21 protein-coding genes and 1 pseudogene are annotated in these 24,168 nt (G+C 61.9%); 12 read left to right on the top strand and 10 right to left on the bottom strand.

From position 1 onward, the window contains the following. Window positions 1–302 precede the first annotated feature (302 nt). From OKW37_RS25740 to OKW37_RS25715, 6 genes are read left to right on the top strand one after another with little or no spacing between them, the layout of a single operon-like run. The gene (locus OKW37_RS25740; protein WP_429402586.1) at window positions 303–1,163 is read left to right on the top strand and encodes an ABC transporter ATP-binding protein; all 861 of its coding nucleotides are present in this window, start codon (window positions 303–305) and stop codon (window positions 1,161–1,163) included. Continuing rightward, complete coding sequence (locus tag OKW37_RS25735) at window positions 1,156–1,968, top strand: ABC transporter permease (protein ID WP_184063209.1); 813 nt, start codon at window positions 1,156–1,158, stop codon at window positions 1,966–1,968. The genes OKW37_RS25740 and OKW37_RS25735 overlap by 8 nt, the downstream gene beginning before the upstream one ends. Beyond that, window positions 1,965–2,942 carry an ABC transporter substrate-binding protein gene (locus tag OKW37_RS25730; RefSeq protein ID WP_429402585.1) on the top strand — a complete coding sequence of 326 codons (978 nt, stop codon included), beginning with the start codon at window positions 1,965–1,967 and terminating at the stop codon, window positions 2,940–2,942. Before OKW37_RS25735 ends, OKW37_RS25730 begins: the two co-directional genes overlap by 4 nt. A gap of 2 nt (window positions 2,943–2,944) precedes the next feature. After that, the gene (locus tag OKW37_RS25725) at window positions 2,945–4,255 is read left to right on the top strand and encodes an amidase (RefSeq protein WP_429402584.1); all 1,311 of its coding nucleotides are present in this window, start codon (window positions 2,945–2,947) and stop codon (window positions 4,253–4,255) included. 47 nt (window positions 4,256–4,302) lie between these two features. Next, a complete protein-coding gene (locus tag OKW37_RS25720) occupies window positions 4,303–4,968 on the top strand; it encodes a GntR family transcriptional regulator (protein WP_429402583.1) in 666 nt (221 codons plus the stop codon). A gap of 28 nt (window positions 4,969–4,996) precedes the next feature. Beyond that, window positions 4,997–6,502 carry an amidase gene (locus OKW37_RS25715; protein WP_429402582.1) on the top strand — a complete coding sequence of 502 codons (1,506 nt, stop codon included), beginning with the start codon at window positions 4,997–4,999 and terminating at the stop codon, window positions 6,500–6,502. Between the two features lie 466 nt (window positions 6,503–6,968). Here the strand turns inward: OKW37_RS25715 and OKW37_RS25710 are convergent, their stop codons facing one another. Next, window positions 6,969–7,373 (bottom strand): nuclear transport factor 2 family protein, encoded by a 405-nt coding sequence (locus OKW37_RS25710; RefSeq protein WP_184063198.1) that lies wholly within the window; start codon window positions 7,371–7,373, stop codon window positions 6,969–6,971. Window positions 7,374–7,842: 469 nt separating this feature from the next. On the opposite strand from OKW37_RS25710, the gene OKW37_RS25705 reads away from it, so the two are divergent. After that, the gene (locus OKW37_RS25705; RefSeq protein WP_429402581.1) at window positions 7,843–8,133 is read left to right on the top strand and encodes a hypothetical protein; all 291 of its coding nucleotides are present in this window, start codon (window positions 7,843–7,845) and stop codon (window positions 8,131–8,133) included. Window positions 8,134–8,649: 516 nt separating this feature from the next. Here the strand turns inward: OKW37_RS25705 and OKW37_RS25700 are convergent. From OKW37_RS25700 to OKW37_RS25675, 6 genes are all read right to left on the bottom strand, one after another. After that, the gene (locus tag OKW37_RS25700; RefSeq protein ID WP_184063553.1) at window positions 8,650–9,039 is read right to left on the bottom strand and encodes a VOC family protein; all 390 of its coding nucleotides are present in this window, start codon (window positions 9,037–9,039) and stop codon (window positions 8,650–8,652) included. 220 nt (window positions 9,040–9,259) lie between these two features. Further along, complete coding sequence (locus OKW37_RS25695; RefSeq protein ID WP_429353036.1) at window positions 9,260–11,650, bottom strand: beta strand repeat-containing protein; 2,391 nt, start codon at window positions 11,648–11,650, stop codon at window positions 9,260–9,262. A gap of 592 nt (window positions 11,651–12,242) precedes the next feature. After that, a complete protein-coding gene (locus OKW37_RS25690) occupies window positions 12,243–12,707 on the bottom strand; it encodes a hypothetical protein (RefSeq protein ID WP_429353035.1) in 465 nt (154 codons plus the stop codon). Window positions 12,708–13,047: 340 nt separating this feature from the next. Next, a complete protein-coding gene (locus tag OKW37_RS25685) occupies window positions 13,048–13,602 on the bottom strand; it encodes a TetR/AcrR family transcriptional regulator (RefSeq protein WP_429402580.1) in 555 nt (184 codons plus the stop codon). A gap of 77 nt (window positions 13,603–13,679) precedes the next feature. After that, complete coding sequence (locus OKW37_RS25680) at window positions 13,680–14,408, bottom strand: GNAT family N-acetyltransferase (protein WP_184063187.1); 729 nt, start codon at window positions 14,406–14,408, stop codon at window positions 13,680–13,682. 44 nt (window positions 14,409–14,452) lie between these two features. Beyond that, a complete protein-coding gene (locus OKW37_RS25675; protein WP_184063184.1) occupies window positions 14,453–15,334 on the bottom strand; it encodes an NmrA family NAD(P)-binding protein in 882 nt (293 codons plus the stop codon). A gap of 185 nt (window positions 15,335–15,519) precedes the next feature. Between OKW37_RS25675 and OKW37_RS25670 the strand changes: the two genes are divergently transcribed. The 5 genes and pseudogenes from OKW37_RS25670 (at window position 15,520) to OKW37_RS25650 (ending at window position 20,951) form a co-directional block, all read left to right on the top strand. After that, a complete protein-coding gene (locus tag OKW37_RS25670; RefSeq protein ID WP_429402579.1) occupies window positions 15,520–16,581 on the top strand; it encodes an alpha/beta fold hydrolase in 1,062 nt (353 codons plus the stop codon). Window positions 16,582–16,643: 62 nt separating this feature from the next. After that, entirely contained in the window at window positions 16,644–17,636 is a 993-nt protein-coding gene (locus OKW37_RS25665) for an alpha/beta hydrolase (RefSeq protein ID WP_184063183.1), read from the top strand. A gap of 76 nt (window positions 17,637–17,712) precedes the next feature. Beyond that, window positions 17,713–18,348: pseudogene (locus tag OKW37_RS25660) on the top strand (tyrosine-type recombinase/integrase); the annotation flags it as partial. A 21-nt stretch (window positions 18,349–18,369) separates the two neighbouring features. Continuing rightward, entirely contained in the window at window positions 18,370–19,539 is a 1,170-nt protein-coding gene (locus OKW37_RS25655; RefSeq protein WP_429353032.1) for an IS91 family transposase, read from the top strand. A 470-nt stretch (window positions 19,540–20,009) separates the two neighbouring features. Then, window positions 20,010–20,951, top strand: coding sequence for a GNAT family N-acetyltransferase (locus tag OKW37_RS25650; RefSeq protein WP_429402578.1), 942 nt, complete (start codon window positions 20,010–20,012; stop codon window positions 20,949–20,951). 380 nt (window positions 20,952–21,331) lie between these two features. Here the strand turns inward: OKW37_RS25650 and OKW37_RS25645 are convergent, their stop codons facing one another. The 3 genes from OKW37_RS25645 to OKW37_RS25635 form a co-directional block, all read right to left on the bottom strand. Continuing rightward, window positions 21,332–21,877 carry an SRPBCC family protein gene (locus tag OKW37_RS25645; protein WP_184063177.1) on the bottom strand — a complete coding sequence of 182 codons (546 nt, stop codon included), beginning with the start codon at window positions 21,875–21,877 and terminating at the stop codon, window positions 21,332–21,334. Between the two features lie 688 nt (window positions 21,878–22,565). Beyond that, window positions 22,566–23,099: a DUF5943 domain-containing protein gene (locus OKW37_RS25640; protein ID WP_429402577.1), complete on the bottom strand. Its 534-nt coding sequence runs from the start codon at window positions 23,097–23,099 to the stop codon at window positions 22,566–22,568. 93 nt (window positions 23,100–23,192) lie between these two features. Continuing rightward, window positions 23,193–24,164: a dipeptidase gene (locus OKW37_RS25635; protein ID WP_429402576.1), complete on the bottom strand. Its 972-nt coding sequence runs from the start codon at window positions 24,162–24,164 to the stop codon at window positions 23,193–23,195. Window positions 24,165–24,168: the final 4 nt, after the last annotated feature.

Below are 24,168 nucleotides of genomic sequence, written 5' to 3'. Positions count from 1 at the left end.
TCTTTGCAATCGCTCTTTGCAGTGGCTTTCCAACGGAATGAACGTCGTTCAAGAGACTTGCACGAAGCGATTAATGTGCCATTGAATTCACGCCTCGCCCCGCACAGTTTCATCGCAACATGCACCGATTCGCACAGCGACGCGCACTGCAGAGGCGCAGCGGCACCAAGTTTGCGCACCGACGCATCCCATGCGAGTCCACCGAGAAAAAACTTTTTTGACGAGGACAGCTTCCGATTTTTGATTGTGCATTATGCATTGCAGCAACTACTTCACCAGTACGAGACCTTGCGAGGAACGACATGAAGGGATCGAACGCAACAGTCAACACGTTCGCGGAACCGCTGCGCGTGCGGCAGCTCAGTCACGGATTTCAATCGCCCGATCGCTCGACCGTGACCATCTTCGACCGGCTCGACTTCTCCGTGGGACATGGCGAGATCGTGTCCATCGTCGGACGAAGCGGCGCGGGCAAGAGCACCCTCTTCAATCTCATTTCAGGCCTGCTCACGCCGCAGTCAGGCGAGATATCGGTCGGCAGACGCGCAGATGGGGAAGCGGGCCGCATCGCTTATATGTTGCAGAAGGACCTGATGATGCCGTGGCGCACAGTGCTGCAAAACGCGCTGCTCGGCATTGAGTTGTATCGCAAGGTCCGGCCCGATGATGTCGCCCGTGCGCGGCAGATGCTCGCGCGCTACGGGCTGGGCGCCGTCGCCGATGCCTATCCGCATTCGCTCTCAGGCGGCATGAGACAGCGCGTTGCGCTCACGCGCACACTGCTCGTCGATCCGACGCTCGTGCTGCTCGACGAACCCTTCTCCGCGCTCGACTACGAAACGCGTCTCGCACTCGAGGACGACATCATCGCGCTGCGTACGCAAAGCGGCACGAGTGTCGTGCTCGTCACGCACGACATCGAAGAAGCCATCGCGATGAGCGATCGCGTGATCCTGCTTGGCGGGCGTCCCGCACGCATCGAAGACCAGATCGACATCGAACTGACGACGCACGGACCGCGCAATGCCGTCTCCGCGCGCGAGGCGCCCGAGTTCCGCGGCTATCACGCGCGTGTCTGGAACGGTTTGCGCGGACACGTCACCTCGCGCGACGCAGATGAAGTCGCTCCATCGAGCATCCTTGCAGGAGCCGTCCATGACTGAAGCCGTTCTGTCCACCAACGTCACGCCAAGGAAAGCCGTACGCCGTACGCGCCGCAAGTTCGGCACGACGGGCGCCGTCTTCGGTATCGTCGTTGCGCTGGTCCTTGCCTGGCAACTTGCCGTTAGCGCGGGCTGGATCAACGGCAAGCTGCTGGGCTCGCCGTCCGGCATCTATGAGGCCGCCGTCATCGGGCTGACGCAGGGCACGCTCGTGTCCGACACCTGGGTCACGCTCTATGAAACGCTGGCGGGTCTCGCCATCGGCAGCGGCCTCGGGATCGGTCTCGGCCTGCTGCTGTGGTTCCTGCCGACAGTCTCGGGTGTCGCCGAAGGATTGTCCGTCATCCTCAACAGTATTCCGAAGATTGCGCTCGGACCGCTCATCGTGATCTGGTTCGGTTCCGACGCCTCGTCGAAGATATGGCTCGCCGGCATCTCCACATTCGCCGTCGCGATGATCTCGTCCTGCGCCGCCGCGCGTGAAGTCGACAAGGACCTGCTCAATCTCTTCCATTCGTTCAAGGCGAAGCCGTCGATGATCTTCACCAAGCTCATCGTTCCGAGCGCGCTGCCGTGGATCTTCTCGACGCTGCGCGTGAACATCGGCTTCGCGTTGATCGGCGCGGTCGTCGGCGAATACATTGCATCGCAGTCGGGGCTCGGTCACGCGGTGTTCGTCGCGGGCTCGCTCTTCGATCTCAATACCGTCTGGCTCGGCATCATCGTGCTGACCTTGATGGCCTCGGTTCTCAGCTGGATCGTTCAACTCGCGGAAGCGAAGATCATTTCCTGGAAGAAAAAATGAAGAAGACACACGCTCTGCTCAATAGTATCGCGGCCGCATGTCTGGTCGCATCCGGAATCGGCGCGACGAGCGCTCAGGCCGCCGAGCCGGTGGTCATCTATCAGGCATTTCAGTCGATCCAGTACCTGCCGCTCTATGTGGCTATCGACAAAGGCATCTTCGAGAAGAACGGCCTTGCCGTGCAGAAGGTCACTGCGGGCAGCGGCGCGGCGGGCGTTGCAGCGGTGATCGGCGGTCATGCGGACTTCTCGCTGCAAGACCCGATGACCGCCATGCTCGCCAACCTCAAGGGCGCATCGCTCGTGAACGTGGCCAACGTGGTCGCCGGCGTGCCGGTGTGGGTGATCGCGCCGAAGGATTCGACGGTCAAGGGCGTCGGCGATCTCGCAGGCAAAAGCGTCTCGACCGCACTGCCGCCGTCGACGAGCACGTATCTGCTGCAACGGCTCATCAGCGAACAGAAGCTCGCGGACGTGAAGATGAACACCGTGCAGATCGGCACCGAACTCGCGCCGGTGATGGCGGGGCGCTCGGAAGCCGCCGCGCTCTATATGCCGCAAGCGGAAACGGGGCTCGCGCAGGGTTATCGCATCGTGTATGCGTTCCCGAAGGCGTATCCGGGCGGCTATGCATTCTCGACCATCGACACGCTCTCTCTCACCGTCAAGAGCAAGCCGAAGATGGTAGCCGCGTTCGTGAAGTCGATCGGTGAAGCCGAAGCTCTGATTCAGCAATCGCACGACACGGCGAAGAGCGTCGCGCGCGCCGAATTCCCATCGCTCGATCCGAAGATCGTCGATTCGGCGGTGCAGCGTCTCATCGATCAGAAGATCTATGCGGCCACGCCCGATATTTCCGAGCAGGCCTTCCGCAATGCGCTCGATCTGCAGGAGTCGATCGGCAACATCAAACCCGGCGCAATCACTTATGCCAATGGCGTCGACAACACGTTCGCCGCAGCCGCGAGCAAGTAACGATGAATCGATCAGATCAATCATTGCTCACGACACTGCTCGCTAATCGTCACGACGAAGCCGCCGCGCGCGCGACGCTGCTGGACGCGCAGGCCCGCGCCGATGCGCTGGAGCCGTGGCTTCGGGCCTTCGTGCATCGGCCGGATACGTACGCCGTGCGCGGCGCCGTGGCGCGTGCGCTCGTGGGCGTGCCCATCGGAGTCAAGGATCTCGCCGATACCGCCGACATGCCCACGGGCTACGGCTCGCCGGCTTACGACGGGCATCGGCCCGAGCGCGACGCGCGCATCGTGTCGATGATCCGCGCGCTCGGCGGGACGGTCTTCGGCAAGACCGCGACGACCGAATTCGCCTGGCGCGGACCGGCTGCGACCGTCAACCCGTGGAACCGTGCGCACACGCCGGGCGGCTCGTCGAGCGGATCGGCGGCGGCCGTCGCAGCGGGCATCGTGCCGCTCGCCATCGGCACGCAGACGGTCGGATCGATCATTCGCCCGGCCGCGTATTGCGGCATCGTCGGCTACAAGCCGTCGTATCGCGCGGTGCCGAGCGAAGGCGTGCATCCGCTGGCTGCGTCGCTCGATCACGTCGGATTCTTCGGGCGATCCGTCGACGATGTCGCCGTCGCGCATGCGTTGTTCGTCGAAGGCGCTCTTCAGGCGGTCGAAAGCGAAGCGGCGTGGCGCGATCACTTTCCGCGCGGCACCTCCGCGCTCACGCTGGGCGTCGTTCGCACGCCGTTCTGGGACGAACTCATCGCGCCGCATCAACGCGCCAATTTCGATGCATCGCTGCGGACGCTGAGCGAAGGCGGCGCGCGCATCGTCGAGTTGGACTACGGCGCGGACCTGCCGCAAATGCGCGAAGCGACACTGACGATTCTCGCGGTCGAGGCGTATCGCGCCGTCGGCGATGTAGCCGCACGCGCGCCCGCGCTGATGAGCGAACACATGCGCGTGCTGTTGTCCGAAGGCCAGGCGATGCCGCTCGAGCGCTATCAGCAAGCCTTGCTGTTGCAGGCGCACGTGCGCTCGCAGTCTGCCGCGCTGCTGCAAGGCTGCGACGCGCTCGTGACCTTGCCCGCCAGCGGTGAAGCGCCCCACGGACAAGCCGATACGGGCGACGCCCGTTTCTGTGCACCCTGGAGCCTGATGGGGGCGCCCGCCGTCAATGTGCCTTCCGGCTGGAGCGATGCAAATCTGCCGCTCGGCTTCCAGATCGTCGGCGCTTTCGGCGATGATGCGAAGCTGCTGCGCGTTGCCGCGCGCATCGAAAGCATGCTGAAGTTCGAAAGACGCGCCGTCACCATTTGATCGACGAAATGCGCAACATACGATAACAACCGCTCACGGAGACGAACATGAGCCAGCCCTTTCGTACGATTCAGCAATACGTGCTCGGCACGTTGCGCGCCGAGATTCTCAACGGCGTGTATCCACCGAACACGCGGCTGCGGCAGGAAGAGATCGCCAAACGCCTCAGCGTCAGTACGACGCCGGTGCGCGAAGCGTTCCGCGACCTGCGCGCGGAAGGGCTGGTCTCGATCGATCCCAACAAGGGCGTCGTCACACGCGCGCTCACGGCCGCGGACGTCAGCGAAATCTACGAACTGCGCATGGTGCTCGAGCCGATGCTGTCCCAACGCGCCTGCACGCATGCCACCGATGGCGAGCTCGCCTCCGCCGAAAAGGTGCATGATGAAATGTGCGCGACATTGTCGTCCGAGAGGTGGGCCATCCTCAATGAGGAGTTCCACAAGCATCTGATGGCGAGCGCCGCCGGCACGCGTCTCTTTGAACTGGTCGAAGGGCTGTCGCTGGTCGCGCGGCCTTACGTGTCCCTCTCGATGCACGTCAAAAGCGATATCCTCGACAGCAACAACCGCGAGCATGCCGATCTCCTCGACGCCTACCGCGCCCGCGATATGCGCGCCGTGCATGAGCAGACGTACGCGCATCTCGAGAACACGCGCGATGCGATCATCGCCTGTGTCGAGCAGGCCTTGCCTTCGCCAGCGGCGGCTTGAGCTCTTATCCGATTCCTCCTCGATGCCCATGACGCACGACTCTCTCGTCTCCCTCTCCGCCGTCGATGCGCGCCGACTGATCGGCGATCGCAGTGTCTCGCCAGTCGAACTGCTTGACGCGTGCATCGCGCGCATCGAAGCGATTAACCCTGCCGTCAACGCGATGGCGGCGACGTGTTTCGAACGTGCGCGCGACGAAGCGCGTCGCGCGGAAGCGGCGGTGATGCGTGGCGAGCCGCTCGGCTTGCTGCATGGCGTGCCCATCGGCGTGAAAGATCTGGAAGAGACCGCCGGCGTACTCACGACGTATGGCTCGAAGCTCTTCCGCGCAAACGTTCCGGACGAGGACAACGGGATGGTCGCACGCATTCGGGCGGCGGGCGCCATCGTGACAACCAAGACCAACACGCCCGAAATGGGCGCGGGTGCGAACACCCGCAACGACGTCTGGGGCGCGACGGGCAACCCCTTTGCGCCGCTGCTGAACGCGGGGGGGTCGTCGGGCGGATCGGCCGCAGCGCTCGCAACCGGCATGCTCCCGCTCTGCACCGGCTCGGACACGGGCGGATCGCTGCGCATTCCAGCCGCGGTCTGCGGGATTGTGGGACTGCGGCCATCGCCGGGACTCGTGCCGGGCGACCGGCGCGAACTCGGGTGGGCGCCGATTACCGTGAGCGGCCCGATGGCACGTACCGTCGGCGATGTGCGGTTGCTGCTTGCCGCGCAGGCTGGCTTCGACGCGCGCGATCCGCTATCTTACGACGTCGATTCGGCCGCGCTTGCGCAGCGCCGTCCGATCGATGCGTCGGGGCTGCGCATCGGCTTTACCGATGACTTCGGGGTATGCGCGCTCGACGACGCATCCCGCGCGACGTTCCGCGCGAAGGTCGACAAGATCGCACGGCACGTGGCGGTGTGCGAACCGGTATGCATCGACATGAGCGGCATCGACCGATGCTTCGACGTAGTGCGCGCGCAGAACTTCGTTGCGCAGTTCGCGGAAATCTATGAGCGCGATCCGTCGCAGCTTGGACCCAATACGCGCGCGAACTTCGAGCTGGGCGCATCGATGACGCTCGGCGACGCCGTTTGGGCGCACAAGATGCAAACGACGCTGTATCGACGCTTCCAGTCGCTCGTGCAGCACTATGACGTGATCGTTTCGCCGACGGTGTCCGTCACGCCATTTCCGTGGTCCCAATGGCATCTCGAAGCGATCAATGGCAAGCCGCTCGATACGTACTATCGCTGGCTGGGACTGACTTACCTCGTTTCGCTGATGACCAATCCGGCGTTGTCGCTGCCGTGCGGGGTCGATCATGCCGGCATGCCGTTTGGTGTGCAGTTGGTCGGCCCAGCGCGTGGAGACGGGCGGTTGCTGGACATTTCGGAGGCGCTCGAAGCGGCATTTGCTACGGACGACGCGCTGCGGCGACCTGCGCCGGATCTTAAAGCACTGTCCGAGCCGGTCCCTGAGCTGCGGTCTATCGTGTCGTCCCCGCCGATCTTATCGAATCGTTCGAGGATGGCCTAATGACGGCTTGACGACAAACTCAGGCTGTCATTCGTGATGCGAGCCCAAGAGGGATCTTGCCAGCTCTCTTGGCGATATTCGATAACTGGACTTCAGCATAAAGACATGCTTACAAGGCCTGTCGTGCGATGCAGGAGGCGCAGGCGGATAGCCTTCTCCGGTGCGCTGAAACGCCGGGACAGGGCCGAATCCGGCGCCCAGATCCGTCCCACGCGAAAAGCGGGCTAGTGGCGCAACGGGGCGGGCCTTTGACGAAAGAGAATGCCCCGAGCGCGTTATTCGTCAAGCGAAGCGTTGCGGTGACCCACACGAGGCATCCAGGCGCGTGCGGGAGGGGACGATGTTGCGGATCGATGCACGCCGCCGCTGGTGGTACCGAAGAAAATTACCGAAGAAAATCGACATGAGGGCCAAACTCGCGGTCGCTGAACGTTGCCTCGGCTTTAATCAAGGTAGACCAATGTTTCTATCGCCGATGGGCCGCCGCTTCAGCCGCAGTGTCATGGTATTCCTTGAATTTCGTGATTCTTCCGTTTTCGATCGTGAAGACGTGAGCCCACTCATCCTCATACGTAATGCCAGTTGAATTTACGCGCCAGCGCTGCACCCCAAGCACGACGACCTTGTCTTCGCTGGCAATAAAATTGAGAGGTTCGAACCGTTCGGCAGTCTGAGTCGCCGCAAGCGCACTGAAGAATTCCGCGACCTCCTGAGGGCCGTGCCTTCCACCAGCGAATGGGATGATCTCCGTAGGCCCAGGTATGAACCAGTCGACATTTTCGGCGAGCGTTTTCAGGACGCCCCCGATGTCGGCCTTGCTGAAAGCATCGTATGCTTGCTGCACCAATTGAACATTTTGTTGCTCGCTCATTGCGCCTCCCACAATCGCCGTTTCGAGATCTTGCTGTATTACTGCGGAATCGAGGCCATTACCAGTTCATCATAGTCGAGTCACCGAAAACCGTGCGCTCGCCAACCAGCAAAAAGCTGAGAACCTGCCGGCCGCACCAGGCTCATGGATGGCCGTTGGATCCTAAAATCTGCCGTTGACTTGGTGCCGGGTCCGACGGCAACTAGGGGTCGAGGGCTGTCGACCGCTGCCCTGCGCGGTTCGGGGGTGTGGCCGCGTGCATGGTGCAGTAAACGGCCATTTGCGGGCGTTGCGTTTACTACGACGGCACAGTTACTACACTGATAGGTAAGGGTCGCGGATATCAGGTGGGGCGGCCTTCTCAATTAGTTGCACGCACTACACGCTGTCGGAAAGAGCAGATCGAGCCTCCACATTATTTTGTGCGGCGTGCTCGTCTCGTTGGTCCATCAAACAGGAGGATCCAATCATGCAAACTGTTATAAGGACATATTCCGGGAAGGGTGCAAAGGAATTATTCGATCTGCTGGAGAACCGAGCGACTGACGTCGAAGAACTGCTGCGTTCGGTCAAAGGCTTTGTCGGCTACACCCTCGCGCGCAGCGGCGATGGCGGATTCTCGGTAACTGTTTGCCAGGACAAGGCAGGCATTGATGAAAGCGTGCAAAAGGCGAAGGACTGGATCGCGAAAAACGCCGGAAACACGGGCGCAGCCGCGCCGGAAATATCGGAGGGATCAGTCCTCATTCACCTGAAGTAACTTCGCCTTGCGACTGGCACCGTATGAGTTCGGCGGCCGGATTGGCAGGTACGTAACCAGCTTCACCGGCTGCTCCTCACGCACACTGTTTACCGAGTTCGTCCAGACCGGCCTTTGTACGTTGAGCAGGAAGATCCCACGGAGCGGATTGAGAATTCCGCGATCTCATAATGGGCTGCGGATGGCTTGTCTTGAACTAGGCAGCGCTCTCCAGGAACAAGCGGCACCACGCCGCTCGCCGGCTCCACGTATGGCAATCCGATTTCTTCTTCATCGCTTCATCGAGCGGCGAGTCGCGGACAAGCCGCGCACGCGACTCATGTGAAACGTTGAACGGCTGCTTCGGAGGGGATTGACTGGCCGGAGCGGGTCCGGCTGCTGTCGATCGCTGCATCGCGCTGCCTTGGCGTGCTATGCCGCTTGCATGAGGCACTGAACGGCCGGTTGCGGACCTGCGCAGCGAAGGCGCAAATGCTCGATAGTAGCCATTGGCCGCGCGACCGCCTGATGGAAGTGTTAGGGCGGGTCGAGCGCACTCACCATGACGTAGTACCCGTCAGGATCGCGGAGCGCAAACTCTTTGGTTCCGGTGTTGGGGTTCACGTTGGGCTCCTCTTCGAGTCCGGCGACAAGCGCGCGGGCTCTCGGCAGCGCATCGTCGAAATCATCGATACGAAAGAACAAAAGCAATCCGTTGCCAGGTTCCGCACGGTAGCGACTAGCCAGCGGAGGATGCTCGTGCGCGCCCCACTGGTGAAGGCATAGCAAGACCGTTCCATCCGTGTCGACGATTTGCCCGAAGTAGTCATGCGCTGGCAGCGTTTCCGGTTGTCCGAACAGCGACTGATACCACTTGAAGCTGCGGGCCACATCAGCAACACCAATGATTGTCCATGTGCGTTTCATCGGCTTCTCCTGCAGCCAGTATATGACGTCCGCTTTCCCAGCGATTGAACGACCGCTGCCAGGCAGCTTGAAGGGCCGTATCGGGTCGACTTGCGCCAACCGCGCCGGCTGCGCGCTTTGCCGGTGACGCCCAGTCGAGATATGGTTGCCAGTCCACGAAACGGAGTCGCTCGAAACTGGCACTAAGCCTTACACAGAACTGTAGTCGAGTGCCCGGATATCAGGATCCGCTCAACCAGCGGAGCGTCGGGTAGGGAAATCCGACGACCCAAACACCGTTCGCGCTGAAGTCCCACGTCGGGCCGAAGCTCGCCGGCTCGGTCAGTTGTTCGTCCGTGAGTCCGCTTGAGCTCGCCACCGGTGTGCCCGAGCCGACGCCTGCCGTCGCCCCGGACGACTCGCTGTTCCAGAACACGTCCGCGGCGATCCGGCCGCTATTCGTGCCCGCGATACCGCCTGTCGTTGCACCCGGATCAGGCGCGAGTGTCGACTTGGCATAGGACTCGCGAATAACGCCCGCATTGCTGCCGACCAGTCCGCCGACCACAGCGCCGCCCGTCAAGATTTCGATTGCGTTCGATTGGTTAATGCCGCCATGATTCGTGCCGACGAGTCCCCCGATCGTGGCTTTCGCACCGGCACCCGCCCTATGTTCGGCCACAGACTGTTCGATGCAACCATCGTTCGTACCGGCAAGGCCACCGACCATGCCCGCGCCGCTGACTTGCACCGCAGCGAACGACTGTTCGACGAGGCCGCGATTTTCGCCGACGATCCCTCCGGCCACGCTGCTTGTGTCGCCCGTGGATTGGACGCTACCGAAGACGCCGACCTGCACAATGAGCCCATAGTTGGTGCCGGCGAGCAAGCCGACCGGTCCTGCGGAGGAGGTCGCTGAGCTTTGTGTGAGATCAAAATTGCGCACGACGCCGGTTTTGCCGATCACGCCGAAAAGCCCGGTATCGGCGTCGCCGGAGATGTTGAGTCCCGTGACGACATGGCCCATACCGTCGAACTGACCCGTGAACGGTGTGGCAGCGGTGCCGATGCCGCCGAAATTCACCGGATCCAGGAAATCGATTGACAGGTTGCCCAACGCATAGTTGCCCGCGAGATTGTTATTCACCGCATTAAGGTCCGCCAGGTAGTTAATTAGCTGATAGGCGGTGATCTGCGTCACCAGGCCACTAAACGGCGCGGCACTCCAGGAAGGATTGCTGCGCAACGTACCGGGCGTGTATCTGCCGTTCATGTCGTAGAGCGCCGTGACGATGCCCGTGCTTCGCGACCAGTCGATGGTGCCCAGGTTGGTCACGCTGCCGCCGTTGTCGAAGCCATGCCAGTCGGCATTGAGAATCAGCGAGCCTGTGCCGCGATTGGCGATGGTCGCGTTCGGCGCAATGGTCAGCGAGTGCGCCGCGTCGAGCGTCAGCGACGCGGCGCCGTGCCAGCGAATGCTCGCGTCGATAGCGATGTCTCCCTCGCCGGTCGCCCCTAGCAGGCCGTCGCCGCCGTTCGCGTCCACGTTGATCGAGGCACCGTGGCTCAGGCTTGCACTCAGCGTGCGAGCGGTGGAGGCGTCCGTGATGAAGTCCCCCGTTGTGATGTTCCAGGTTTTCGCCTGAACGTCCGCGCCGCCGACCTCGACCTCCTTGCCGGACATATCGACCGCGCCGCCGCTGCCGTCCGCATTGCGTGCGCTGATCTGCGCCCCGCGCGCGTCGACGCTACCGGTGTTGATAACTGAAGTGGCGGTATCGGTGTTCGCGACGAGCCACACGTGGCCGGCGCGTGACGCAGTGCCGGTGGCGCGCAGCGCTCCCGAATGACCCGCGAGCGCGAAAATGTTGCCGTCGGCCGCCTGCAAATTGATGATAGCCGCCTGCACCGAGCCCGTGTTCGTCACCGTGCCGCCGCTTCCGACGTCCACGAAAACTTGCTGATCCGTGCCGTCAAGCAGACGGACCTGACGCCCCACGGCAAGTTCGGCATTGCCGGTTGGCGCATCGATTGTCCCTGCGTTCGTGACCTTGTTAGCCGATATGAGGAACACGTCCCCGCCCGACGAGATGAGTCTGCCGAGATTGATCACATTCGCCGTGGAGCTGCCCGTGTAGACCGACCCACCGATCGCGGGCGGATTCAAAAATGTGTCGTTGGGGATGTCGAGCGTCGAAGCGACGAAGCGCCCGCCCGTCGAGACCACGCCGTTTCGCCCGATTAGAACCCCATGCGGGTTGACAAGGTAAATACTGCCGGTGCCGCTCAGCGTGCCGAGGATCGCGGAGAAGTCGTTACCCGTCACGCGATTGAGTGTCGCGCCCGTGCCGTTGTTGATCGAAACCGTGCCGTGCGGTCCGATCGAGAAACTGTCCCATTCGATGATCCCCCGCGAGCCCGTTTGCGTGATGTTCAGGTTCGTGCCGTTCTGAGCAATGCTTCCTGAGCCGCCTACGAAGCGGCCGCCTTGCGGCAGCGGTCCTGCCGCGAAGGCCTGTTGCCCAGAAAACAGTTCAGTCAGTGCAAGCGCGATGACCAGCGGGATGTTTCGCGACGACCGACAGCTTCCAGGTGCGCGCCGTAGACGCGACAATCTAGCAGCAGGGCTCATACGTCCCCCGTGTAAGCGCAAGACGGTCGGCACGCGCGAGGAAAGGGCGCGAACTGCGCGACCCGTGTATGAAGAATAGCGGGAGACGTTGTCGGGATGCGCCTAAATCTACGCGTTTTGCGCCCCTTGTCGGCACGTGTGTGCTCTGCTCACTGTCAGTTGTCCCTTGGATATCTGCCGTAGAGCCTCCACGAGACAGAGTGGCGGCAACGGGTCGCGCAGAGACGTTCGAGACGCCCAGCGTAGCGCGCTTAGCGTACGAAAAGTCCGTTTAGGTGATGAACCGCTGCGCCGCGATCGAAATCCCCCGCCTGGGGTTGCCGCCGATCCAAGTTGCGGGCGGGTGAGCGTAGGCTAAGAATGATCCACCGAGGGTGCCCGTCGCCGGGCGACCCGGCAACCGTCAGGGAGGTAAGTCATGCGTGTTATGGTGAAGTTCTCGTTTTCCGCTGATGCCGGCAACTCCGCCATCCGCGCCGGCAAATTAGAAAAAGTCTTCCAACAGCTAACCGAGGATCTGAAGCCCGAAGCCGCTTATTTCCACGCCGAGAATGGCGACCGGGGCGGCTTCTTCATCGTGAACATGGCGGAATCATCGCAGATTGCCGATACCGCCGAGCGGCTCTTCTTTGGTTTGAACGCCAAGATCGAACTCGTGCCGGTCATGAATGCCGATGACCTGCGCAAAGGTCTGTCGAGCGTGCAGGAAACGATCCGCCGCTACGGCTGAGTCCCCCTGGACGATGACCTCGCCCTTGCCGGCCGCCGCGTCGTAGTCGCGCTCGAGCCATAAGCGGGCATAGCACCGGAACGGAGCCAGCTTCTGATGGTCGCGGCGCAAGATCGCGTCGGCCTCGACGATCTCGGGCACGACGTCGGGGTCGTAGTTGAGGTTCATGGCGAAGACGCAGCGCGAGCGGTTGTCGGCAGTGCCGAACCGCTCGCGCACGGCCTCCTTCGCGCGTTCTAGGCGCTTCTCGAGCTGGCCGAGGATCTGCCGGCCGCGCTCCACCATCCCCCGCGCCACGGCGATGCCGTCATAGCCCGATGCCGTCATAGCCGCGCCGATCGGCAAAGGCGACCGTTTCGTAATCGGGGTACCGTCAAGATTCGGACGTTTACGTACGTCAACGGCGAAACTGTCAGATTTGGTCCTGAGACTTTGCAGCGAGGGTGTCAATTTACGTTGGAAATACCTTAATCTGACGCGTTCCCCGCCGGGCTCTGACGTCCGGCTGAAGTACGCTTCAACTGGACGACACGCAGGCTTATGAGTCAGCAGTCGGCCAACTGCGGCCCTCCGGCCGCTGATCCGCGCAGACATTCGAGCGTCCGCTCTGCTCCATCAACCGGCTTATGATCGAAGCCAGCGAATTATCCTTTTCCGCTGATCGACATCATTCGTACATCTTGAGCATCTCCGCCAGCGCTCCTTCGATTATCCTGTTCGACAGACTCGGGTCATTCACGGCGCGAGCGAGCGCTATTGAACCAACGCAGGTGCTGAAGATCATCACCGCTTTAGCATGGGCGTCTTCTGTATCCGGCAAAGACTGTGCGAGCAAAGCGATGATCTCACTGACACGTTCGGTGAATGCCTCGCGGGTTGCTTCGGGCGCGCGCGGTACGTCGTTGACTAGCGCTGAAATTGGACAACCTCTGCCGAGGTTGTTCCGATGGCTTTCCGACACATATGTGCTTATCGCGCGCTCAGGCGCCGTCTTGAGCGCGGCCTGAATATGCTCGATGTCCTGCAATGCCATGATGAAAGCCTCCGTCACGAGCGCATCGCGTGACTCGAAATGCTTGTAGAAGCCGCCGACGGTTAAGCCGGCTTCTTTCATGATGTCGCCGACACTGATTCCCTCAATGCCGCGCTCGCGCAAACGCCGTGTGGCGACCTGCACAATCCGCTGATGCGTGGCCAGTTTGCCAGCTTGTGAGTGCCCCATTTTCCAGTCTCAAAGATGCATTGTGCTACGAGTCAACCTGAGGCAATGCCGTTCGCCCGGTGCTCCCGCAGCAGCGGTTAGCTCTCGCCCGACGACCTCACAATTGCCGTCAGTTGCAAAGTCCTGGCAATGCGAAAACCGAGCTCCCGATACAGACGAACGGCGGAAACATTATTCGTGAACACATGAAGGAACGGTATTCTGTCGCGTTCCTGGATGGTTGCCGCCAGGTGCTCCATCAACAGTCGACCCAACCCTCGGCCGCGCCACTCGGGGTGCGTGCACACGGCGCTGATTTCGACGTACTTGCCGGCAGTCATTCGTTCGCCCGCCATCGCCACCAGCTGGCCGCTCTCCCTAACGCCAAAGAAGTGACCCAATTCGTTGGTCCGGGCGTTGAATGGTCCAGGCTCCGTCATTTCGGCGAGTCGGAGCATATCAGGTGTGTCGTAGACACCGAGTCGCATGATCCGCTCATCGGACGATACGGTGAACCTGTTGGCGGCAACCATCTGATTTGCAACAGCCTCGCGCACCACTTCGAAGCCGGGCGGCAAGTCCGGTTTGGCCGCCGTGAAGAATGAAAGGCGCTGTCCCGGCTGGAGCATTGCTGCAACTTGAGAGACGCTTTGCGCGGTGTAATTTTGCGCGGCCCCGAACGGCGCAAATTCCGGGCGATACCGGGCACCGCCTTCGCGGCGCTCGATGAAGGCCGGAGGCGCTTCGCTCAGAGCGATCCATACGGGATTGGCGAGGTATTCCTCGGTCCCGATCTCACTGGCTGCATCAATGCGGGAGGACTGCATGACAAGCTCCTGTTTTGTTCGTCTTCTCTGCTGTGGAATCGCGGTCAGGCGAACCGTGCCGCGTGCTTCCTGATAAAAGCCTGGACCGTCATCGGCGGAGTACCGGTCAAATCCTCAATGAAGGAATTGGTGCCGGCGAAAACGCCTTCCTGGTAATCGACGGCAACCGACAGGAGATGCTGCGTGAAGGTGTCGCTGAATTTTGCATCCGTATTCAGGCGCTGTTTGAACAGATCGAGATCGACTGGTTGGTACGAGACCGTCCTACCCAACGCCTTGCTCATCTCCGCCGCAATCTCATGGTGATTCATCTCGACCGGCCCGTAGAGCGGATAGACCTTGCCCGCGTGCGACGCCGGATCGCGAAGGATCGCGGCAATCACGCGACCCTGATCCTCGGCTGCAATCGGCGCATGGCGCCCTTCGCCAAAAGGCAGACGCAGCATCCCGTCCTTTTTGACGGACGCGACTTGACCCGGGTAGGTCAACCATTGAGCGAAGAACGTGGGGCGCAGATGCGTTACCGACGTGCCGGCCCAGTCGAACACCTGTTCCGAGATCCAGTGGTCTCGCGCGGCATGGCTTTTCGCTTCACGGCGAGCCGAAATCTGCGACATGTTCACAATCGATTCGATTCCGGTCTCACGGGCGGCCTGTGCAAACGAAGCGCTGGCCGCTATCCCACCAGCCTCGATCGGATAAACGAAATAGGCCGATGAGATGCCTTGAAGAGCGCGTGCGACATCGTCGATATCCGAGAGATCGCCAACCAGCACCTCGACGCCCTGTGCGCGCAGCCGCTCTGAGCGAGCGTCCTCGCGTCGCACCAGGGTTCGTACCTGTTCGCCTGCAGCTAAAAGGGCCGTTGTCGCTGCTCCGCCCGTGTCACCAGTCGCGCCTGCGATAAAAAATTTACGAAAAGCCATTTGAAAGCTCCGCTCCATTCGTTAATTGGGAGGGTGATGAACGTTTCAGTCACCGGATCTGAGCTGGAGTATAGTCATAATCCTGAACGGCGATAGATGAGAATTCCGTACTAGTCTTTTGCGGAATGCCGTTCTCGAGGCGGGCGGCAAGTGAGTCACGCTGCGCTTGCGAACTCACGCTGCAAATGGAATCGAAAACCGCGTCCTTTCTGGACGACCGACCACCGGAGAATGCTCCTGCCATGATCGCCCACACGTTCGCCTCACCCCGCCATTCCACGCGCTATTGGGAGGCCGGGCCCGCCGAGGGGCCACTGATGATCCTCCTTCACGGCTGGCCCGGGCTCGGTCTGATGTGGCGCGCGCAGATCGAGGCTTTCGCGTCGGAGGGCTGGCGCTGCATTGCACCGGACATGCGCGGATACGGCGGCTCATCGACACCAGGCGCGCCCGATGCCTATGCACTCAAAGAGATCGTTGACGATATGGTCGAGCTTCATGACCATCTGGGCGCAAGTCCGGCAATATGGGTCGGCCACGACCTCGGAAGCCCGGTGGCCGGGGCGCTGGCTGCGCATCACGCGAAGCGCAGCCGTGCCGTTGTGTTCGTCTCCGTTCCGTATATGCCCGAGAGCTTCGGGTTGCGCAGTCTGCTGCCCCTGGTCGATCGCACGCTCTATCCCGCCGACCAGTATCCGGACGGGCAATGGGACTACTACCGCTTCTATCTGACTCATTTCGATCAGACCGTTACCGACTTCAATGCCGACATAGCGGCGACACTGGCGGCGATCTATCGGTCTGGAGACCCGAAATCCGTGGACCACATCTATCGCTCTGCGCTGGTCTCGCGCAATGGAGGCTGGTTCGGGTCGGCACGTCGCGCGCCGACGGTGGCGCCGGACGCGGCGCTCTGGCCGTCGGCTGACTTCGACGCGCTGGTTAATGTGTTCCGTGTGACCGGTTTTCGTCCGGGTAACGCCTGGTATCTGAACGATGACGCCAACATCGCCTACGCTCGAATTGCGCCCGACAGCGGCCGCCTGAGCCAGCCTGTGCTGTTCGTGAACGGCGAATTTGATGGCATCTGCGATATCACCCGCAGCGCTCTCGGCGAGCCCATGCGAAACGCCTGCACGGATCTGTCTGTGGCGACGCTGGGCGCAGGCCACTGGCTTCCGCTCGAACGCAAGGCTGAACTCGTCCAGGTAATCCGCGCCTGGCTCGAGGCGAAAAGGCTGTCGTAGCCATCACGGTCACATCCTGACCCGGATAGGGTCCTGCAGGTCGACTAAAGGAGTTGAATGAAATGAGCGCATCGAACAGCGATGAAGTGATTTCAGATTTGAGCGATGGCATCAAACAATACGACATTGCGACCAACGGCATTACCTTGCACGTAACGGAGCAAGGTGAGGGGCCAGCAGTGCTGTTCTGCCACGGTTTCCCGGACACCGCCTATACGTGGCGGCGGCAGATGAAGGCCATTGCGGCGGCGGGTTTTCGTGCGATTGCCCCGGATATGCGCGGTTATGGGCGAAGCTCGGCTCCAGTCGACGCAAACCTCTACACACCGTTGCACACGGCAGGCGACCTGATTGGCCTGCTCGATGCGCTAGCGATTCCCCGCGCCGTCCTCGTCGGACATGACTGGGGGGCGACCCATGCATGGAACGCGGCGTTGATGCGCCCGGACAGATTTCCGGCGGTGTTCTGCCTCAGTGTCCCTTTCGTGCCGCGCGGAGACGCTAGTGTTTTCGACAGAATGCGAAAGGCGGGGCTTCAAGACAAGTTCTATATGTTCGAGCAAATTCGGGCCGACGCCGACGAAATCTGGGCCAACGCAGCGGTGACCATTCCCGGCATTCTGTATTGGGCATCGGGTACCGCGCCAGCTGGCCAGCAGTGGAGTCCACTGGATCCGGCTCGAAGCCTTCATCGTACTGCCCCTGGACCGTTGCCTTCGTGGGCCCCAACAGACTATGTAGCGCATAACATCGCGGAATTTCAGCGTACCGGTTTCCACGGAGGGTTGAATTACTACCGCGCGGCGGAGCCGTATTTCGCCTTGTCCGCTCCGTGGAAGGGCGCGAAGATCGTTCAGCCGTCGTTTTTTATCTGGGGCAAGGCGGACGGTCTGAAAGAGCTATATCCGCTTAGCCTCGACGACCTTCGCGCCGGCTTACCGGGCCTTGTAGGAGGACTCGAACTCGATAACGTGGGGCATTGGGTTCAGCATGAGGCCGCCGCCGATGTCAGCGATCAACTGCTGAAGTTCGTGCGTACCCTTGATCTCGCATGATCGTTTCGGACACTGTCCGGTGTAGTCTCTGCTCCTGGCTCCGTTTAATCGAGCGAAGAAAATGGCGGCGTAACGGGGCCTGAAGTTCTTCTTCACAGTCACGCTCGACCGGCCCGAGCTGATGGTCAGGATGCAACCGGTGCGCGTGCCCCGCATATTGCCCGTCGTGCTCAGTCCCGATGAAGTGCGGCGACTGATCGAGGCGGCCGGCAACCTGAAGCACCAGACCACGCTGTCGGTCGCGTACGGCGCGGGGCTACGCGCCAGCGAAGTGGTAACGCTGAAGGTCACCGACGTCGACAGCGAACGCATGACACTGCGCATCGAGCAGGGCAAGGGGCGCCGTCACCGCTACGCCATGCTCTCGCCGGTGCTGCTCGAGCGTCTGCGTGTGTGGTGGCGCGTGGCCCGTGCGCAGGGCAGGATGCTCGATGGCGGGTGGCTGTTTCCCGGGCTCGATCCGTTAAGCACGCGACAGTTGAACCGTGCCATTCATGCCGCCGCCGAGGCTGCGAACATCGACAAGCGCGTGTCCATGCACACGCTGCGGCATAGCTTTGCGACACACCTGCTTGAACAGAAGGTGGACATCCGCGTGATCCAGGTGCTGCCCGGCCATGCGAAGCTTGAGAACACCGCGCTCTGCGTCCAGGTGGCCACCGACCTGCTGCACGAGGTCACCAGTCCGCTGGACCGCCTGCCTGCCGGGTAGGCCCGCGCGCTGTAACGCCTCATGCTGGAGGTTGCGGACATCTTCCGCAGCCATGGACCAGCGTGGCAAACCACGACACACCTGAGCCTGGGGCAGCTGAAGGTCATGTCGGCCATCGAACGGTGCCGCACGGCGGCACTGGGCGGACATGTGCTGCGCTGTTCAGGCTGCGCAAGCACAGAGGTGTCCTTCAACTCGTGCCGTGACCGGCATTGCCCGAAGTGCCAGGCCAGCGCCGCACACCGCTGGCTGGAGGCACGCCAGGCCGCTCTGCTACCCGTCGAATACTTCCACGTCGTCTTCACGCTGCCCGCGCCCGTCAGTGCGATCGCCTGGTACAACAAACGGATCATCTACGGCCTGCTGCTCGACATCGCCGCTGACACGCTGCGTACCATCGCCGCGGATCCCAGGAACCTCGGCGCCCGGGTCGGCGCCACGCTCGTACTGCACACCTGGGGCTCGGCGCTCACGCATCACCCGCATGTGCACGGCATCGTGCCCGGTGGCGGGCTGTCGCCTGACGGTGAGCGCTGGATCGCCTGCCGGCCCGGCTTCTTCCTGCCCGTGCGCGTCCTGTCACGCCTGTTCCGGCGCCGCTTCCTCGAGGCACTCCAGTCGGTTCACCACCGTGGCGACCTGCAGTTCTTCGGCGAGTACACCGGGCTCGCTGACCCCGCCACCTTTGCCCGGTGGCTTGCGCCGCTACGTACCTGCGAATGGGTGGTCTACGCCAAGCGCCCGTTCGCCGGACCGAAGGCGGTGCTCGAGTACCTCTCACGCTACACGCACCGCGTCGCCATCTCCAACCAGCGCCTGGTCACCTTCGATGAGCGTGGCGTGACGTTCCGCTGGAAGGACTACCGTGCGAAGGGACGCACCCGCTACAAGACCCTGACCCTCGAAACCGGCGAATTCATACGCCGCTTCCTGCTCCATGTGCTACCCGGCGGCTTCCATCGGATCGGTCATTACGGACTGCTCGCCAACCCGGTGCGCCGTACCAGTCTCGCGAGGGTGCGCAATCTGCTGCACGTCGCACCCGAGATCAGCCCGTCACCGGACGAGGCCATCGTCGCAACCCGCCCCGTCTTCATCTGCCGGCACTGCGGCGCACCGATGATCGTCATCGACATCCTCGCGCGCAGCGCCCCGATCCGTGCACCGCCAATGCGCCGGGATCAGACATGAACTCCACGGTTCCTCGACCTGCCTGTCGAACGTTCGCTCTGCGGCAACGCGGCCCAGGGGCGGACGTTTGCGCGTGTCGCTTCGCGAAGCGCTTCGCCCGCGCGCGTCATCCTCGCGCATGCACGACTGCACCGCTCCGCCACGGCGTCAGCGCCCGCTTGGCACCTCGCCTGACCGTGCCGCATCCGACGCCACTCAGCATCCCGGTCTATCAATCGCCATAGCCGTGAAGCTCCGAGCGCATCGGAGCACTCCGCGGTTTCCTCCATCGGGCTTATTCGACGCCTGCCGACATGCGCGGAGGCATGCACATTCCTGCGGCCGATGGCAGGCATCGAATAAACCTTAACGACCTCGGCCTGACGGGGGCGCCCGTAAACCTCAACAGACCTCCGCCCCGCCTATTCGCGAGGACCCGACCGTATGCTACGATCGTTGCAGGTCATGGCCGAGGACGGGGGATTGCCAACATGCTCAACGTTCGTCCACTTGAAGAGCGCGACCTGCCGGAGGGGCAGCGCATCGTGCGGCGCGCCTTCGGTACCTTCTTCGGCGTCGCCGATCCCGATAATTTCTGGACCGATTTCGACTACGTCTATGGCCGCTTCGGATGCGAGCATACCGCCGCCTTCGCTGCCGACCACGACGGCACGCTCGCCGGCGTCAACTTCGCCACCAACTGGGGCAGTGTCGGCTTTTTCGGCCCACTCTCGGTTCGCCCTGATCTGTGGGACAAGGGCATCGCCCAGCCGCTGGTCGCAGCGGTCTCGGAACAATTCGCGGACTGGGGCACGCGCCATGCCGGCCTGTGCACGTTCGCCCAAAGCACGAAGCACATTTGGCTCTATCAGAAGTTCGGCTTCTATCCGCGCTTTCTCACCGCGATCATGGCGGCGCCGGCGGCGGCGTCCGGCCCGCTGCCGCAGGACGCGCGCTATACGGCGCTCGCGGCCGGCGAGCGGCGGGCGGCGGAAGAAGCGAGCCGCGCGCTCAGCGACGAGATCCTCGACGGCCTCGATCTCTCCGCTGAGATCCGCACCGTCGCCGCGCGCGGCCTCGGCGACGCCCTGCTGTTATGGGAGCGTTCGGGCCAGCTGGGCGGCTTCGCGGTTTGCCATTGGGGACCGGCGAGCGAGGCCGGTGCCGATTGTCTCTTCATCAAATTCGGCGCGGTGCGCCCCGGTCCGGGTGCCTCCGATCGGTTCGGCGCGCTGCTCGACGCCGCCGGCGCGCTCGCCACCGCATTGGGGATGGCGAGGGTCCTGGTTGGGGTCAATACCGGGCGCGAGCAAGCCTATCGCCAGATGATGGCACGCGGTTTCCGCAGCCAAATGCAGGTGGTGACCATGCATCGGCCTAACGAGCCTGCCTACAGCCGCCCTAACGACTTCGTCCTCGACGATTGGCGCTAGGAAGTTCTGCTCACCTCCTGCCCCACCGATCTCGGCGACATGTGGCCGTCGATGCTTCCCACGATGGAAGACGAGGCGGATTTCCCCGCCCGACGACATGAAGACAGAGTCGGTTTCCTCTCCATTGCGCCACCGTCTATCGGAGCCCCTGCCGCGCGAGCGGTCTAGGCCCGCGATCCGAAGCGGACTTTCCAATGAATAGCGGATTCAACCTGTGTGAACGGACACTCAAATGTCCAAATCGTGGCAATGGCGAACGACCGCATATGGCACCCTCTTGCGCTTCGATTGCCCTCACGAATGGCCACTAGCAGACTTGTACCCAAGGATTCAGTCTGGTCGTGAAAACGCCAAGTCACAACGCCAGCCGAGCGACGTTGCTAATGCTGCGGTGACGCTTCCACAAGGCTCTTAAGTCGCAAGACTGCCGTATCCGATTCAGATTGAATCCGCGCGCGCAGCACGGACCAGTTCAATATCGCGAACCACAACGACGGCGCGCGATAGGTGAATTCACGTTCGAAACGGGTTCCGCTCACGGTCGATGTCAGCGAATAAGTGACGGTGCCGGCCGATCTGCCGTCAATCTTTCCTGCTATCACCCACTTGCTCGGACGCACACGTGCCGCGACTGTCCACACAACGCGGCCACGCCTGCCCGCCACCCTGAATTCCTCCGTTACCTGCTCGCCCACATCGAGCGAATGTTCCACCGAACCGCTGACCGCGAGCGATGACGGATGCCAGATTGGCCAGTGAGCCGGCGTCGTGACATAGTCGAACACGACCGTGGGAGGGCGTTGTATCGACGCAACCGAAATGATGCGCGTGTCGAGCGCAATTCGCTGCGGCAACGGGATAAAGAGCACCGCGATGGCGACGAGCACCGCCAATATTGCGGTGACGAACCGCGTACGGATTTTCATAGCGCCTTGTACTCTCCGCTGTCACAGGCGAAGCTATTTTACGGCGGAGTGGAAAGGACGGCGATCGGCGGCATCCGCCAGGTGCAACGGCCATTCGCTCGGTCAGATTGGCCAGCACGTTGTCGGCCTAAGCGGTCAGTCCCCAGGGTGCTCAGTAGCGACGCGGATATCTGCTTTGAATTCGGACCGCTCCGTAGGGAGGCGAATGCGGGGGCCGGATTTCGTTCCCGTGACCCTGTCGGCCCTACTCGCACAGCGGATTTTATATGTCACGCTATGACACTTTTGCGGGGGAGTCGCTAATGGTACATAACCCCGGCGCTTATGACAGGAAATCGCGCCTACCGGGGCCCCCCTAATAGACCTAATAGAGCCGTAAGACTTCCTTGATCTGACGCATGGATAACCTGTTGTTCGGCATTCGCACTCCCGACGCAAAAACGTCGAGGGTGCCATGGGTTACCCGCGTGGTTACCTCACATTCCAGCGCTCGACTTCACGTGAAATTCATGCTCGGGCAAGCGTGGAATCTGCGCTCGGGCAAGCGTGGAATCTGCGCTCGACTTGCCGTCGAATACGCACTTGTACGTCGCGTCAGGGACACGATGTCCGTTCTCGCGTACTGCAATGGCCTACGCTCCGGCGCCGTCTCTCAGCATCTCAGGTCAGCTTATTGCGAGAAAACGGTTTATTGCGCGACTGGCGACACTTCGAACACGCAGTGGTCGTGGCCTTCCGCTGCGCATTGCACTTCCTTCGACTGCGAGCGCGGAGCGCCCTCGCCAGCTTCAGTAGTGTCGTTCACCCAGTCCATAGCGCCGGCGAACCAGCCCGCGAACATGTAGCAAAGCTTGCCGTGCTTGCCCGGTTGCGCCAGCACGAAGGATGAGTGACGGAGTTCGACGCGCGCACGCGCGCTCACCGGATCGACTTCGACGATCGTGAAGATGCCCCATCCTCGTTGCGAAAGACGCTTCACGTAATGCTCGAATACGGCTATGCCACTGATGCCGTGCTGCTTTGCTTCCTTGTCGCACCAGTGATAGGCCGACTTGTAACCCGCCTTGTAGAGGATCTCCGCGTAGGCATCACGCCCGAGCGCCTCTTCGACAGCCGTGTGATTGTTCGTGAAGAAATGGCGCGGGACGTACAGCATCGGCAGTGCGTCAGAGGTCCAGACGCCAGTGTTCGGATCGACGTCGATCGGCAGTTGCGGTTGCATCGCGAGGGTGCTCCGAGGGGTGAGTTTCGGTTCGCGCGAGCGCTCGTCACGGCGCCCGTCGCGTTTCGATGAATGAGGATCGGTCTTCGGTGCTTATGCGCCCCAGACATCGCGGAACACGCGCACCCAGTTTTCGCCCATGATCTTGCGGATGCGCGTCTCGCGCCAGCCTGCGCGCTGCATGGCCGCGGTGAGGTTCGGGAACTCGCCGATCGTGCGGATGCCTTCCGGGTTCACGACCTTGCCGAAGTTCGTCAGACGGCGATAGCGGCCCTTGTCGTGCGTGAGCCAGTCGAAGAAGTCGACGCTGTAGCCCTGCGTGAAATCGGTGCCGATGCCCACAGTATCTTCGCCGGCCAGGTTGACGACATAGTCGATGGCTTCGATGTAGTCCTCGACCGTCGCATCGATTCCGCGCTTGAGGAACGGCGCAAACATCGTCACGCCGATGAAGCCGCCGGCCTCGGCGATTTCCTTCAGCTGTTCATCGGACTTGTTGCGCGGGTGCTCCTTGAGACCCGACGGCAGGCAATGCGAATAGCAGACCGGCTTCTTCGAGAACGCAATGGCCTCCGACGACGTATTGCCACCAACGTGCGACAGATCGACCATGATCCCGACGCGGTTCATTTCGGTAATCACTTCGCGGCCGAAATCCGACAGCCCACCGTCGCGCTCATAGCAACCGGTGCCGACCAGGTTCTGCGTGTTGTAGCAAAGCTGCACGACGCGCACGCCCATGTCGGCGAAGGCTTCGATATAGCCGAGGTTGTCCTCGAACGCATGCGCGTTCTGGAAGCCCAGGATCACCCCAGTGCGGTTTTCCTTCTTCGCACGCGCGATGTCTTCGGTGGTGCGCACGAGCGTCAGCAACTCACTGTTTGCGCGGATCTGCTGCTTCATCAACGAGATGTTGTCGACGGTCTTCGTAAAGCTCTCCCACACCGACACCGTACAGTTGGCCGCGGTGATGCCGCCCTTCCTCATGTCCTCGAACACCGAGCGGTCGAATTTCGAAATGTTCAGGCCGTCGATGATGATGCTGTTCTCATGCAGATTGCTCATTCGA

This window comes from Paraburkholderia sp. MM5482-R2 (assembly GCF_050436125.1).
Classification (GTDB): Bacteria; Pseudomonadota; Gammaproteobacteria; order Burkholderiales; family Burkholderiaceae; genus Paraburkholderia; species Paraburkholderia tuberum.
Note: the sequence above shows the minus strand (reverse complement) of the source record. Positions and strands in the feature narration are given on the sequence as shown.

What these genes read in the sequence shown, in the direction of transcription:
- OKW37_RS25740 (WP_429402586.1), top strand. Translation starts at nt 303, where the DNA reads ATGAAGGGATCGAACGCAACAGTCAACACGTTCGCGGAACCGCTGCGC.
- OKW37_RS25725 (WP_429402584.1), top strand. Translation starts at nt 2,945, where the DNA reads ATGAATCGATCAGATCAATCATTGCTCACGACACTGCTCGCTAATCGT.
- OKW37_RS25635 (WP_429402576.1), bottom strand. Translation starts at nt 24,164, where the DNA reads ATGAGCAATCTGCATGAGAACAGCATCATCATCGACGGCCTGAACATT.
- OKW37_RS25640 (WP_429402577.1), bottom strand. Translation starts at nt 23,099, where the DNA reads ATGCAACCGCAACTGCCGATCGACGTCGATCCGAACACTGGCGTCTGG.
- OKW37_RS25685 (WP_429402580.1), bottom strand. Translation starts at nt 13,602, where the DNA reads ATGGGGCACTCACAAGCTGGCAAACTGGCCACGCATCAGCGGATTGTG.
- OKW37_RS25700 (WP_184063553.1), bottom strand. Translation starts at nt 9,039, where the DNA reads ATGAAACGCACATGGACAATCATTGGTGTTGCTGATGTGGCCCGCAGC.
- OKW37_RS25720 (WP_429402583.1), top strand. Translation starts at nt 4,303, where the DNA reads ATGAGCCAGCCCTTTCGTACGATTCAGCAATACGTGCTCGGCACGTTG.
- OKW37_RS25675 (WP_184063184.1), bottom strand. Translation starts at nt 15,334, where the DNA reads ATGGCTTTTCGTAAATTTTTTATCGCAGGCGCGACTGGTGACACGGGC.
- OKW37_RS25670 (WP_429402579.1), top strand. Translation starts at nt 15,520, where the DNA reads ATGGAATCGAAAACCGCGTCCTTTCTGGACGACCGACCACCGGAGAAT.
- OKW37_RS25645 (WP_184063177.1), bottom strand. Translation starts at nt 21,877, where the DNA reads ATGAAAATCCGTACGCGGTTCGTCACCGCAATATTGGCGGTGCTCGTC.
- OKW37_RS25710 (WP_184063198.1), bottom strand. Translation starts at nt 7,373, where the DNA reads ATGAGCGAGCAACAAAATGTTCAATTGGTGCAGCAAGCATACGATGCT.
- OKW37_RS25665 (WP_184063183.1), top strand. Translation starts at nt 16,644, where the DNA reads ATGAGCGCATCGAACAGCGATGAAGTGATTTCAGATTTGAGCGATGGC.
- OKW37_RS25715 (WP_429402582.1), top strand. Translation starts at nt 4,997, where the DNA reads ATGACGCACGACTCTCTCGTCTCCCTCTCCGCCGTCGATGCGCGCCGA.
- OKW37_RS25695 (WP_429353036.1), bottom strand. Translation starts at nt 11,650, where the DNA reads ATGAGCCCTGCTGCTAGATTGTCGCGTCTACGGCGCGCACCTGGAAGC.
- OKW37_RS25690 (WP_429353035.1), bottom strand. Translation starts at nt 12,707, where the DNA reads ATGACGGCATCGGGCTATGACGGCATCGCCGTGGCGCGGGGGATGGTG.
- OKW37_RS25650 (WP_429402578.1), top strand. Translation starts at nt 20,010, where the DNA reads ATGCTCAACGTTCGTCCACTTGAAGAGCGCGACCTGCCGGAGGGGCAG.
- OKW37_RS25730 (WP_429402585.1), top strand. Translation starts at nt 1,965, where the DNA reads ATGAAGAAGACACACGCTCTGCTCAATAGTATCGCGGCCGCATGTCTG.
- OKW37_RS25655 (WP_429353032.1), top strand. Translation starts at nt 18,370, where the DNA reads ATGCTGGAGGTTGCGGACATCTTCCGCAGCCATGGACCAGCGTGGCAA.
- OKW37_RS25680 (WP_184063187.1), bottom strand. Translation starts at nt 14,408, where the DNA reads ATGCAGTCCTCCCGCATTGATGCAGCCAGTGAGATCGGGACCGAGGAA.
- OKW37_RS25735 (WP_184063209.1), top strand. Translation starts at nt 1,156, where the DNA reads ATGACTGAAGCCGTTCTGTCCACCAACGTCACGCCAAGGAAAGCCGTA.
- OKW37_RS25705 (WP_429402581.1), top strand. Translation starts at nt 7,843, where the DNA reads ATGCAAACTGTTATAAGGACATATTCCGGGAAGGGTGCAAAGGAATTA.